Here is a 12,152-nt window from a genome sequence, read left to right on the forward strand (position 1 = left end):
ATGGAGAGATCATGAGCAAGACGGGGACGTCGAACAAGATTCGCGTGGGTATCGTGGGAGCAAACCCGGACCGGGGCTGGGCATCCCACGCGCACCTGCCCGCGCTCAAAGCGTTATCCGCTTTCGAGGTCACCGCGGTGAGCACCACCCGGCAAGCGAGCGCGAACGAGGCCGCGCGCCGCTTCGGCGTGCCCCACGCCTTCGACCGCGTCGAGCCCCTGATCGAGCACCCGGACGTGGATCTCGTGGTCGTCTCCGTCCGCGCGCCCTTGCACGCGGGGGTCGTGCGCGCCGCGTATGCCGCGAAGAAGCACGTCTTCTGCGAATGGCCCCTCGGCGTCTCTCTGGCCGAGACCGCCGATCTCGCGCGCCGCGCGGAGTCCGCCGGCGTCCGTACGTTCATCGGCGTGCAGCGGCGCTTCGCTCCGGGCGTGCGTTACCTCCGCGATCTCCTGGCCGAGGGGTACATCGGCAAGCTCCGCTCCGTCACGCTCCACATTTCGGTGCCCCACCTCGGCCCGCGGGTCCCCGAGGCCCTCGCGTATACGACCGACGCGAAGAACGGCGCGAACGTGCTGTCGATCATGACCGCGCATTACCTCGATACGGTGTTCGCCGCGGTGGGCGACGTAAAGAGCGTCTCCGCGGTGGTCGCGCGCCAATTCGACCAGGCGACGGTGATCGAGACGGGCGAGACGCTGCCCATTACGGTGCCGGACCAGGTGCTCCTCAGCGGGACGCTGCAGAACGGCGCGGTTCTGTCCGCGCACATCGAAGCCGGCAAGCGCAATGGCGGGGAGATCTGGGCGACCTTCACGGGCACCGAGGGCGACCTGCGTTGGTCCCACGATTTCACCGTCTCCGGCGCGCGCGGCGACGGCCAGCCGCTCGAGCCGCTGCCGATCCCCGAGCGATATCGATCGCCCGCCCAGGGGGATCTGAACGACGACGCCTATCAAACGGCGCATCTCTACACGGCCCTCGCGAAGGATCTCGCGGAAGGGACCGAGGTCGTCCCGACGTTCCGGGATGCCTGGAAGCTCTACCGGTTGCTCGACGGCCTCGCGGAATCCTCCGCGACGGGCCAGCGCTTCGATTGGAAGGGTTAGAGCAGCTTCGCGAGGAGCTTCGTCCCCTCGACCGTCGAGGCCTCGTCGAAGAGGTGCGGCAGGTTGATCTGCGGCAGGTCGATCTCCTTCGCGAGCCGCGAAAGGCTCTCGGCCTGCACCTTCTCCCGCACCGCCCGCCGCGCCCCCGCCACGAGCGCGCTTTCCGCCGTCCCATCCGTCCGGTTCGGCGCGTCGATCTCGAGCAAGGACACCTCCCGCGCGAGCCGGTCCCGCTCGTCGGCCGAAAAGAGCGGCGGGAGGACCGCGTTCACCACGAGGCGCAGGACGGGCAGGGTGAGGTCCTTTTTGATCGCGTCGACGAGCTCGATCGTCTCCTGCGCCGGCATCTCCTCCGGCAGCGTGACGACCACGATCCCGCTCCGCGTCGGGTCCTGGAACATCGCCCACGCCTCCTCGGCGTCGCGGCGCAAGACGCCCGGCGGCACGACGTCGAGGATCACCTTTGGCACGCGCATCATGTCGAGCCCGTGGCCCGTCGCCGGTGCGTCGAGCAGGACCACGTCGAAGCGCGGCCGCCCGTCGGGGCCGAGCTCCGTCGTGTGAAACCACGCCTTGCCGAGCATCGCCCACTCGTAGAGGCCGGGCACCGCGCGGAAGAAGGTCTTCGTGTAGCGGTTGTCGAAGACGGCGTGCGCCACGGTGCGCACCTTGAGGACCATCTCCCCGTACTCGGTGAGCGCCTTCTCGGGCGAGATGTTCACGGCCCACACGCCCTCGGCGACGGGCATGATCTCGTCGCCGATCGGCTTCGTCCCGAGGATCGCCGAGAGCCGCTCCTTGGTGTTGCAGAGAGCGACGAGGACCCGCTTGCCTTCCCGCGCGAGCGCTACCGCGAGGGCCGCGGAGAACGTCGTTTTGCCCACGCCTCCTTTGCCCGTGACGAAGAGGAAGCGGCGCCGCCCGAGGTCATCGACGAGCCGCCCCGGCGCGCGGCCTTGCGAGGGAGAAGAAGGGGGCATGCGATCCGGCGATCCTCTAGGCGACGAGGAACGGAAAGGCAACCGGCTTCTGCACGCCGGAGGCCGGCGACCCGAGCCGCGCTCTGCTACCACGAGGGACATGCGCGTCACCGAAGCGGGCCTCGAGGCCCTGAACGGGCGCCTCGCCGGCGCCGCGCCGCTCGATGTCCTGCGTTTCGTGCACCAAACGTTCGGCCCGCGGGCCGCGATCCTGACGAGCATGCAGCGCGCCGGCACGTGGCTCTGCCGGCTCGCCGACCAGGCCGGGCTCGATTTCGACGTGCTCTTCGTGGACACGGGCCTCCTGCACGAGCAGACGCGCTCTGCGCGGGACGAGCTCGCGCGGACGCACCGGAACCTCCGGGTGATCACGCTCTCGCCCGCCCGTACGTTCGCCGAGCAGACGGCCGAGGAGGGGCTTTTGTACCTCTCGGTCGAGGGCCAGGAGCGCTGCTGCGACCTGCGCAAGACGGCGCCGCTCCACGCGCTCCGGGGCCGCTACGACGCGCTCGTCTCGGCACTCCGGCAGGGCGAGGGCGGGGCGCGCAGCAAGGTGCGCTCGGTGGGGCTCGACCTCGCGATGGGCGCCCTCCGCGTCCACCCGCTCGCGCACGTGACGAACGAGGAGCTCGATCGGGCCATCGCCGCCGATCCCGGCGTCGTCGTGAACCCGCTCCACGCCATGGGTTTTCGGACGATCGGCTGTTTTCCCTGCACGACGCCGGTCCTGCCCGACGAAAGCGAGCGCGCCGGCCGCTGGCGGCATTTGGCGAGCGTGCAGTATTGCGGGATCAATCCAGTGGACCGCGGCGCGGCCGAGGGCGCGATCGAATTGGACGATCGTTATGCCGAGGCGCTGTCCGGGCCGGCGACGTAGGCGGACAAACACTTCCTGCGCCGCCGATCCGCCAACTCGGCCTCCCTGTCAAGAGCCTCCATGGTGTGGGATTACGCTCCTTGCTGGGTCGCGAAAGCACGAGGAGAGGGCCGAGCGGACCGAGAAGTTCGGCGCGAAGCTTCTTTCGCGCCACCTTGTACTTGACGAGAGGCCTTCCAGAGGTGATTCCGGGACGCAAATGGCAGCGAGCTACTTCGACGTGGACGGCACGCTGATCCGCACGAACCTCGTCCACCCCACGCTCTATTACGTCCTGAACCAGAACACGCCGCTGCACAGCCTCGCGAAGCTCGGCGGGGCGCTGGTGAAGGCCCCGTGGCTGGCGTGGGCGGAGACGCGGGACCGACGCATCTTCAACGAGCTGCTCTTCACGTCCTACGGCGGGATGAGCGAGGACCGGCTCGTGGGGCTCGCGGTCGAGACGTTCGAGCGCGTGATCAAGCCCAACATCTACCCCGGCGCGCGGGACCTCGTGCAGACGAGCCTCGACAAGGGGCACGACGTGGTGATCGTCTCGGGCGCGCTCGACTTCCTGATGCGCCTGCTCGCCGAGCACCTCGGCGCGACGGACGTCATTGCAAACCGCCTCGAGATCAAGGACCGCTTTGCCACGGGCAAGCTGCTCCGCCCCGTGGTCGCGGGCCCCGAGAAGTCGCGGCTCATTCGCGAGCACGCCAAAAGCCGCGGCCACGACCTCGACGAGTGCTTCGCTTACTCCGACAGCTACTCGGACGTCCCCATGCTCAGCATCGTCGGCCACCCGGCCGCCGTGAACCCGGACAGGAAGCTGTCCCTGCTCGCGAACGCCTACCACTGGCCCATCATCCACGTCGACTGAAGCGGGCGGGATTGCCGCCGAATACGAGAATGCCATGAGCCATCCCTGTGTCGTGACGATCGACAGCCGCAGCGCACCCCGCGTCCTCTTCTCGGGCGACAGGCTGGTCGAGGTCGACCTGCCGACGGGCAGCCGCGTCGTCTACCCGAAGCCCCCGCTCAAGCCCCTGAAGGACGTGGACGCGGCCATCCGGTACGCGATCAACCACCCGTACAACTCCGAGCCGCTCTACGCGAAGCTCCGGCCGGGGATGAAGGTGACGATCGCGATGGACGACATCTCGCTGCCGCTGCCGCCGATGAAGCGGCCGGACATTCGCGAGCGCGTGCTGACGATCGTGCTCGACCTGCTCGCCGATTACGGGGTCGACGACATCGAGATCATCATCGCGACGAGCGTGCATCGCCGCATGAAGGACTGGGAGATCCGGCACGTCGTCGGCGACAAGATCTTCAACGCGTTCTGGCCGAAGAAGCTCTACAACCACGACGCCGAGAACCTCGCCAACATGAAATACCTCGGCACGACCGAGGAGGGCGAGGACGTCGAGCTCAACCGGCGCGCCGTGGAGAGCGACCTCATCATCTACGTGAACCTGAACCTCGTGCCCATGGACGGCGGCCACAAATCGGTCGCCGTGGGCCTGTGCGGATACCGGAGCCTGCGCGCGCACCACAACCCGCGCGTGATGCGGCAATGTTATTCGTACATGGACCCGAAATCGTCGGCGCTGAACACGAGCGTCGTGCGTATGGGGCGGCTCGCGAACAAGAAGCTCAACGTCTTCACGATCGAGACGACGATCAACAATCGGATGTTCGATACGCCGCTCGAGTTCCTCGCGAAAAACGAGGATGATCTCTCGCGGACCGAGCGAAACGCGCTCCAGGCGCTCCGGTTCACCCTCGACAAGCTGCCGCAGCCCGCGCGTCAGGCGATCTTCCAGCGCGTGCCCTCGCCGTTCGGCGTGACGGGCGTCTTCGCTGGCGAGACCGAGGCCGTGCACGAGCACACGCTGCGGAAGAGCTTCGAGCAATACTGCGTGCCGGTCGTGGGGCAGAGCGACATTCTCATCACGGGCATTCCGTTCATCAGCCCGTACAACGTGAATTCGTTCCTGAACCCGCTGCTCGTGCAGGTGATGGCGAACGGGTATCTCTTCAACCTGTATCGCGGCGCGCCGATGGTGAAGAAGGGCGGCACGATGATCATCATGCATCCGTGCACGGACCTCTTCGACAACGAGCACCACGCGCCGTACATCGAGTTCGTGCACCGCGTCCTGCCCGAGACGCGCGACGCGATGGAGCTGCACAAGATCTGGGAGCCGAAATTCGCGAAGAACCCGGCCTACATCGAGATGTACCGGTACGGCCACGCCTATCACCCGACGCACCCGTTCTTCATGTGGTACTGGGGCGAGGCGGGGCGGCAGCACCTCGGTCGGGTGATCGTCGTCGGCGCGGACAACGAATACATCCCGCAATTGCTCGGCTGGGAGACGGCGCGGACGATGGACGAGGCGCTGCGAATGGCGAAGCAGACCGCGCCGCCGAACCCGGACATCATGGCGCTGCATTGCCCGCCGATCTTCATGGCGGATATGTCCGTGGAGAAGCAGCGCGCGCCGCTTTCGGCATTGCCCGAAGGGCAAGGCTGAGAGACGCCCTCCCCCCCGATCTCCCTCTCCGACCGACCATCGCAGAGCCGGCCCGGCGGCACGGGCTCGACCATGACCCGCCTCCGCCGGCGCCCGCCAAGCCGCGATCTGCGCTAGGGTGACGCATGCTCGAGGTCCTCCGTGCTGCCGTCTTCGATATGGATGGCACGCTCGTCGACAACATGGCCTTCCACAATCGCGCGTGGGAGATCGTCTCGGAGCGACTCGGCGTGCCGACCAAGGCCGAGCGTTTTCAGCGGGAATTTGCGGGAAAGAAGAATGAGGAGATCTTTCCCGAGCTCCTCGGGCGGGCGGTGCCGCCGGACGAGCTCGCGCGGCTCGCCGAGGAGAAGGAGGGGCTTTACCGCGCCACGTACCGCCCGCACCTCGCGCTCACGCGCGGGGCTGATGCCTTCCTCGAACGGCTGCGCCGCCGCGGCGTGCGGCTCGCGATTGCGACGGCGGCACCGCTCGGCAATCGCGATTTCGTGCTCGATGGGCTCCGTCTCCGCGAGCGCTTCGAGCGCGTGGTGGGCGCCGAGGAGGTAACGCGCGGCAAGCCGTCGCCCGACATTTTCCTCCGCGCAGCGCAGGATCTCGGCGTCGCGCCGGCGGCGTGTGTCGTATTCGAGGATGCGGCGAACGGCGTGCGCGCCGCAAAGGCGGCGGGGATGGTGGCGGTCGGGATCACCACCGCGACGACGGCCGAGGAGCTACGCGACGCCGGCGCCGACTGGACGTCCGCGGATTTCGCGTCGCTCCCGGCGGCGCTGCTGGAACGGCTCGGGATCGTGTAGCCCGAGCGGGCGAGGAGGCTTCTTCAGCGCGGGCGCGTCACGGCAGGCAGGTCGATGTCGTCTGCGCGATCGCCGTAGATGATGCCGCGAATGCGGGGCGAGCCCAGGAAGTCGTGCGGGAAGCCGAGGTCGATCCGGCTGACGTCGTTCAGGCGGCGGAGCTGGTCGTCATTGAGCGTGAAATCGAGGCCGGCGAGGACGTCCTTGATCTGCGACGCCTTGCGCGCGCCCACGATGGGCACGACGTTCGCCCCGCGCTGACGCACCCAGTTCGTCGCGACCTGGGCCGACGTCTTGCCGAGCTCGTCCGCGATGGCGTCCACGGTCTTCGCGATGGCGAGGTTTTTCGGCGAGAGACGCTGCTCGTTGCCGGCGGCGCGCTTCGTATCCTCGGGCGCGCCGCCGCTGCGTGAATACTTGCCCGTGAGCACGCCGCCGCCGAGCGGCGCCCACGGCGTCAGCGTGATGCCGAACGCCTCGGCCATCGGGATGAGCTCGCGCTCCACCGTCCGCTCGATCAGGCTGTATTCGATCTGGAGCGCCGCGAACGGCGAAAGACCCCGCAGGATCGCCACCGTGTTCGCCTGCGAGACGACCCACGCGGGCGCGTCCGAGATGCCGATCGAGAGGACCTTGCCCGCGCGAACGAGGTCGTCGAGGCCCCGCATGACCTCCTCCACGCCCGTCGTGAAATCCCAGGCGTGCACCCAGAGCAGGTCGATGTAATCGGTCCCAAGCCGTCCGAGGCTCTTGTGGACCGCCTGGACCATGTTTTTGCGCGAATTGCCCGAGGCGTTCGGATCCCCGTTCGCCGTCGTGAGTGTGAACTTCGTGGCGAGCACCCAGCGGTCGCGATTGCTGGCGATGATCTTGCCGCAGATCTCCTCGGTATGGCCCTCGTGATACTTGTTCGCCGTGTCGAGGAAATTGCCTCCGGCCTCGGCGTATGCGGCCGCGACCTCGATCGACGTCGCCTCGTCCGCCCCGAACCCCCACCTGTCGCCGAAGCTCATCGTGCCCAGGCACAGCTCCGACACCTTGATCCCCGTTCGACCCAAGAGCTTGTAACGCATGCTTCCTCCCGCGGATAGCGGATCGGGACGTGCGTACGCAGGCCCGAGGGCGAAATCAAGGGGGCAGCCGGTTTTTGGCTTCCCGTCGTTCCTTCGCGTACCCGATCCCCACGCGGACCCCCACGAGGGCGATCGCCGCGAGGCCCGCGCCGGCCATTCGCATCGAATCGAGCGCGAGCCCGAAGATGAAGAGGAGCAGGCCGAGCGCCACGCCGAGCAGCGGACCCTTGATGCGTAATGCGCGCTCGGCCTTCACCATCGCCGTGCTTGCCGTCTCGAAGCACGCCTTGCAGCGCACGCCGTCGACCGCGACACACGAATCGCACAGCGGGACGCGGCAGATTCCGCAGGCGAGCTTCGCGTCGGCCGCCGCCCCCGGGTCACGATAGCCACCCCTGCCGCCCGGATGCACCTCGCAGACCGTGTCCTTCTTCGGCTTTCGCTGCGGGATCGGCTCCTCCGAGGGCGGCACCTTCACGCCGTCGATCCAGAGCTCGCTCCGCGCGACGTCGAGGTTCCGCACGCGCCGGAGGAGCACGCCCCGCTTGCCGATCTTCAGGGGAAAATCGCCGAGCTCGTGCGTCGGGATCTCATTTTCGCGCGTCTTCTCCTCGTCGACGAAGATCGTCAGGAAAGGCTCGCGGACGTCGACTTGTACCCGATGTTTCCCGATGGACCAGCCGGACATGCGCTCCTGCTTACCACGCCGCTGCCGCGGAATGAAGCGGCGCGCCGCGCGCCTTCTTGCTTGTCGCCCCGCACCCTCCTCGCCCACAATGGCGCCGTGTCTCCTGCCCTCGCCACGCGCCCGATCGAGCCTCCCGAGGACCTCACGATTCCGGCGTCGGGGTCGGAGACCGCAAAAGGCGTCCTCTCGCGTGCGCTCGGTCGCCTCGTGCCCGAGCTTCTCGGCGTGGGGCAGGGTCTCGCGCTCTCGGCCGAGGCGCGCGCCGATCTCGCGATTTTTCAGGCGCTCACACGCGAGGTCGCGCGGAAGAACCCTGGCTCGCTCCCGAGCGTCCTCCGCCGCACGGCGATGGGAACGCTCGTCCGGTGCCTGCGCACGCCGCGGCCCGATTCCGAGGCGCTCCTCCGCGAGCTCATCGGGGTCTTTCTCTTGCACCTCGCGCGCGCCTCCGCGCTCCCGCGGGCCATTCGGCAAAAAGCGCCTCCGAGGCAGCTCGTCTCCACCACGGCAGGTATTTCGATCGGTTTGCCCGAGGAAACGCGCGCCGTCGTGTTCGAGAACGAGGGAAAGATCGTCGTCGAGCGCGCGGACGGCGCCAAAACGCTGAGCCTTCAGGCGCTCGAGGCGCAGCCGCCGGGATATTCCGAGACGCGCGCGGGCGTGACCGTATCGCGGCCGTTTTTTCCGATCGATGGGGGCACGCTGCTCGCGCTCGTGGACACGAATCCGCTCGCCATGGTCGAGGCGCACCCCGACAAGGAGGGCAATGCGATCGATCTCGGCGGCAAGAGCGTGACGGAATGGACGCGATCACTCTCCGAGGCGCTCGGTCTCGTGCGGGAACACCTGCCGGACCTGCGGGGCGAGATCGATCTTTTCGTGCAGCAGATTGTGCCCGTCGGATACCACGACGAAAAACATCTATCCGCGTCGTACCAGGAGGCGATCGGGACGATTTATATGTCCCTGCATCCGAGCCTCATGACGATGGCGGAGGCGGTGATCCACGAATTTTCGCACAACAAGATCAATGCGCTCTTCGAGATCGATCCCGTGCTCGAAAATGCGTTTTCCCCGCTCTACACGTCGCCCGTGCGGCCCGATCCGCGGCCGCTCCACGGCGTCCTGCTCGCGGTCCACGCGTTCTTGCCCGTCGCGCGGCTCTACGAGCGCATGATCGAGGCGGGGCACCCGCTCGCGAAGGCGCCGGGCTTCGTGGAGCGATTCGCGCGCGTCCGGCAGATCAACGCGGAGGGCGCGGAGGTGATCCTCGAAAACGGAAAGCCAACCCGCGTGGGGAAAGCGGTGCTCGACGAGATCCGGCGCTGGCACGATCACTACAAGAAAATGGACGCCTGAGAGGCCGCGTGCGTCCCGACGAACGCTTCCTCCGCGATACGTTCCGGGAGCAACTCGCGCGCCTGCGTTCCTTGCGGGTCGATCTGCGCACACTCGGGCCGCGGGCCACCGAGGAGCACGCGGCGCGCCTCGCCGAGGAGTTCGTCGAGCCAGACCGGAGCTTTGCGTTTCGGCGGGCGCTCGAAGGGAAAGGCGGGGCGGTCGACTTCGAAAAATGGCTGCGGCAGGACCGGCTCTCGCCGCGGGAGATGCGTGGCTGCCTCGAATGGCTCGCGGCCGGCGCCGAGGAGCTCGTTTGCGTGCGGTTCGATCGGCGCGCCGGGTTTCCGGCCGTGACGCTTTTGGTGCGCACGCTCGACGAGACCTGGGCGTGCTCGTGGCCCGGCGTGTACGTGCATTTCGCGGCGGGACGAGCGCTCGCCGTGACGGTGCATTACGAGCTGTTCCAGTGTGATCTGCGCATCGCGATGGGATCGCCTTATCGGTAGGAGCGCCTCGACCCCACGTCGACCGCTGTTCCTTTTCGCTTCCGCTTCGCATACGATCACGAAATGAAAAAGGATCTCCTCCTCGCCCTCGTTCTTTCGCTCATCGGGTGCGGCACGAGCTCCGACCCGATGACCCCCATCGACGGCGGCGTCGGCGACGCGGAGACCGGCGGTGACGCGGGCGGTGACGCGGGCGACCCGTGCTGGGCGAATCAACCCGGGCCCGACAATACCGGCGTTCCCAAGGGAACGATCCTCACCCCGAGCGGATCGATCCAGGTGACGACCAACGGCGCGATCGTCGAGGACCTCGACATCCAGGGCGAGGTCCAGATCCTCGCCGACGACGTCACGATCCGGCGATGTCGGATCACGAGCGGCGACTACTACCCGATTCGCTACTTCGACAACGACAACAAAGGTCTCGTCGTCGAGGACACCGAGATCATAGGGACGAGCGCAGACGTCACCGCCGGGCTGTCTTTCTCGAACTACACCGCGCGCCGGGTCAACGTCCACGGAAGCGCCGACGGCTTCAAGGCGGACGAGAACGTGCTGATCGAGGATTCGTGGATTCACGACCTCGGCAATTATCCAGACCAGCACAACGACGGCGTCCAGTCGACCCATGGGCTGAACGTCCATCTCCGCCACAACCGGATCGAGGGCGCGAGCAACGCCTGCGTCCAGACCGGCGACGAGAGCGGCGATACGACGGACCTCCTGATCGAGTGCAACTGGCTCTCCGGCGGCGGCTATTCGCTCAACCTGCGGGGCAAGATGCCGACCGGGATCAAGGTCCTCCGCAACCGTTTCAAAGGCGACTGGGGGTACGGGCCGTGGACGATCGACGATCCGAATCCGACTGTCGTTGGCAATGTCAACGACGCCGACGGGACGCCGATCGAATATCCGTGAAATCCACCGGCGAGGGGGGCCGGGACAGCCTCGTCAGGGCGCCGCGATCGCGCGGTCGACGATGCCGGAGACGTGCGAGAGCGCGTGTTCGAGGTCGAAGCATCGATCGAGCTCGGCCGCCGAGAGGCGCGCGCTCACGTCCGGATCGGCCCCGAGGAGATCGCGGAACGTGCCCTCGCCGGCGAGCGCCTTCATCGCGTTGCGCTGCACGAGCACGTAGGCCTCCTGTCGCGGCAGGCCGTACGAGACGAGCGCGAGCAGCACGGCCTCGCTGAAGAAGAGCCCGCCCGAGAGCTCGAGGTTCTTCCGGAGGTTCTCCTCGCGCACGACGAGGCCGTCGACGAGCGAGCTCGTGCGCTCCAGCATGAAGCCGAGCGTGGTCGTCGCGTCGGGCGCGATCATGCGCTCGACCGAGGAGTGCGAGATGTCGCGCTCGTGCCAGAGGACGACGTCTTCGAGCGCGGGCATGGCCGCGGCGCGTACGATGCGGGCGAGACCGCAGAGGTTCTCGCTCAAGATGGGGTTTCGCTTGTGGGGCATCGCGGACGAGCCCTTTTGCCCCTGGGTGAAGCGCTCCTCGGCCTCGGCGACCTCGGTGCGTTGCCAGTGCCGCACGTTCGTCGCGAGCCGCTCGATGCCCGCGGCGACGAGCGCGAGCGCGTTGAAGAACGCGGCGTGACGATCCCGCGGGACGACCTGCGTGGCCACGGTTTCGGGGCGCAAGCCGAGCGCGGCGAGGGCCTGGGCTTCGATCTTCGGCGAGAGGTGCGCGTAGGTGCCGACCGCGCCGGAGATCTTGCCGACCGCGATCTCGCTGCGCGCTTCACGCAGGCGCGTGCGGCCGCGCTTCATCTCGGCGAGGTGGCCCGCGAGCGCGAGGCCGAAGGTGATGGGCTCGGCGTGGATGCCGTGGCTCCGGCCGATCATGGGCGTGCGGCGATGCTCGTCGGCGCGGCGCGAGAGCGCGACGATGAGGCCGTCGAGCCGCTCGAGCAAAAGGTCGGCGGCGCGGACGAGCAGCACGGCGAGGCTCGTGTCGAGCACGTCGCTCGATGTCATCCCGCGGTGCAGCCACCGCGCGTCGGGCCCGGCGAGCTCCTCGACGTGCGTGAGGAACGCGATGACGTCGTGCTTGACCGTGCGCTCGATTTCCTCGATGCGCGCCGGATCGAGCTTGAGGTTTTTGTCACGAAGCGCTCGGGCCACGCCGACGGGCACGAGGCCTTCGGCTTCCATCGCCTCGCAGGCGGCGAGCTCGACGTCGAGCCACACGGCATAACGAGTCTCGGACGACCAGAGCGCGGCGAACGCGGGCGGGGTGTATCGCGGGATCATTCGCCGCGA

Annotated in this window: 12 protein-coding genes; 8 read left to right on the forward strand and 4 right to left on the reverse strand. The window is 67.8% G+C overall.

The window, feature by feature from the left end:
• Nucleotides 1-11: 11 nt before the first annotated feature.
• Complete coding sequence (locus tag KEG38_RS11580; RefSeq protein ID WP_272419405.1) at nucleotides 12-1,109, forward strand: Gfo/Idh/MocA family protein; 1,098 nt, start codon at nucleotides 12-14, stop codon at nucleotides 1,107-1,109.
• Here KEG38_RS11580 and KEG38_RS11585 read toward each other — a convergent pair.
• Nucleotides 1,106-2,089, reverse strand: a complete 984-nt coding sequence (locus KEG38_RS11585; RefSeq protein WP_272419406.1) for an ArsA family ATPase — start codon at nucleotides 2,087-2,089, stop codon at nucleotides 1,106-1,108. The genes KEG38_RS11580 and KEG38_RS11585 overlap by 4 nt on opposite strands.
• 100 nt (nucleotides 2,090-2,189) lie before the next feature.
• Here KEG38_RS11585 and KEG38_RS11590 point away from each other — a divergent pair, with 100 nt between their 5' ends.
• The 4 genes from KEG38_RS11590 (at nucleotide 2,190) to KEG38_RS11605 (ending at nucleotide 6,282) form a co-directional block, all read left to right on the forward strand.
• Nucleotides 2,190-2,966, forward strand: a complete 777-nt coding sequence (locus KEG38_RS11590; protein ID WP_272419407.1) for a phosphoadenosine phosphosulfate reductase family protein — start codon at nucleotides 2,190-2,192, stop codon at nucleotides 2,964-2,966.
• Nucleotides 2,967-3,165: 199 nt separating this feature from the next.
• On the forward strand, nucleotides 3,166-3,825 hold the full coding sequence (locus KEG38_RS11595) for an HAD family hydrolase (RefSeq protein ID WP_272419408.1): 660 nt from the start codon (nucleotides 3,166-3,168) through the stop codon (nucleotides 3,823-3,825).
• A 34-nt stretch (nucleotides 3,826-3,859) separates the two neighbouring features.
• On the forward strand, nucleotides 3,860-5,485 hold the full coding sequence (larAH, locus tag KEG38_RS11600) for an NPN-dependent hydroxyacid isomerase, LarAH14/15/16 family (RefSeq protein WP_272419409.1): 1,626 nt from the start codon (nucleotides 3,860-3,862) through the stop codon (nucleotides 5,483-5,485).
• A gap of 125 nt (nucleotides 5,486-5,610) precedes the next feature.
• Nucleotides 5,611-6,282, forward strand: a complete 672-nt coding sequence (locus KEG38_RS11605; RefSeq protein ID WP_272419410.1) for an HAD family hydrolase — start codon at nucleotides 5,611-5,613, stop codon at nucleotides 6,280-6,282.
• A 23-nt stretch (nucleotides 6,283-6,305) separates the two neighbouring features.
• Here the strand turns inward: KEG38_RS11605 and KEG38_RS11610 are convergent, their stop codons facing one another.
• A complete protein-coding gene (locus KEG38_RS11610) occupies nucleotides 6,306-7,355 on the reverse strand; it encodes an aldo/keto reductase (RefSeq protein WP_272419411.1) in 1,050 nt (349 codons plus the stop codon).
• 55 nt (nucleotides 7,356-7,410) lie between these two features.
• Nucleotides 7,411-8,043, reverse strand: coding sequence for a hypothetical protein (locus KEG38_RS11615; protein ID WP_272419413.1), 633 nt, complete (start codon nucleotides 8,041-8,043; stop codon nucleotides 7,411-7,413).
• Nucleotides 8,044-8,139: 96 nt separating this feature from the next.
• Here KEG38_RS11615 and KEG38_RS55490 point away from each other — a divergent pair, with 96 nt between their 5' ends.
• The 3 genes from KEG38_RS55490 to KEG38_RS11630 all read left to right on the forward strand — a co-directional run bounded on the left by KEG38_RS55490 (nucleotide 8,140) and on the right by KEG38_RS11630 (nucleotide 10,808).
• Entirely contained in the window at nucleotides 8,140-9,402 is a 1,263-nt protein-coding gene (locus KEG38_RS55490; protein ID WP_272419414.1) for an aKG-HExxH-type peptide beta-hydroxylase, read from the forward strand.
• Nucleotides 9,403-9,410: 8 nt separating this feature from the next.
• Nucleotides 9,411-9,890 carry a hypothetical protein gene (locus KEG38_RS11625; RefSeq protein ID WP_272419415.1) on the forward strand — a complete coding sequence of 160 codons (480 nt, stop codon included), beginning with the start codon at nucleotides 9,411-9,413 and terminating at the stop codon, nucleotides 9,888-9,890.
• A gap of 63 nt (nucleotides 9,891-9,953) precedes the next feature.
• Entirely contained in the window at nucleotides 9,954-10,808 is an 855-nt protein-coding gene (locus KEG38_RS11630) for a hypothetical protein (RefSeq protein WP_272419416.1), read from the forward strand.
• A 33-nt stretch (nucleotides 10,809-10,841) separates the two neighbouring features.
• Here KEG38_RS11630 and purB read toward each other — a convergent pair whose 3' ends face one another.
• A complete protein-coding gene (gene purB / locus KEG38_RS11635) occupies nucleotides 10,842-12,143 on the reverse strand; it encodes an adenylosuccinate lyase (protein ID WP_272419417.1) in 1,302 nt (433 codons plus the stop codon).
• Nucleotides 12,144-12,152 lie beyond the last annotated feature (9 nt).

The sequence above is a fragment of the Polyangium jinanense genome, assembly GCF_028435265.1.
Lineage (GTDB): Bacteria > Myxococcota_A > Polyangia > Polyangiales > Polyangiaceae > Polyangium > Polyangium jinanense.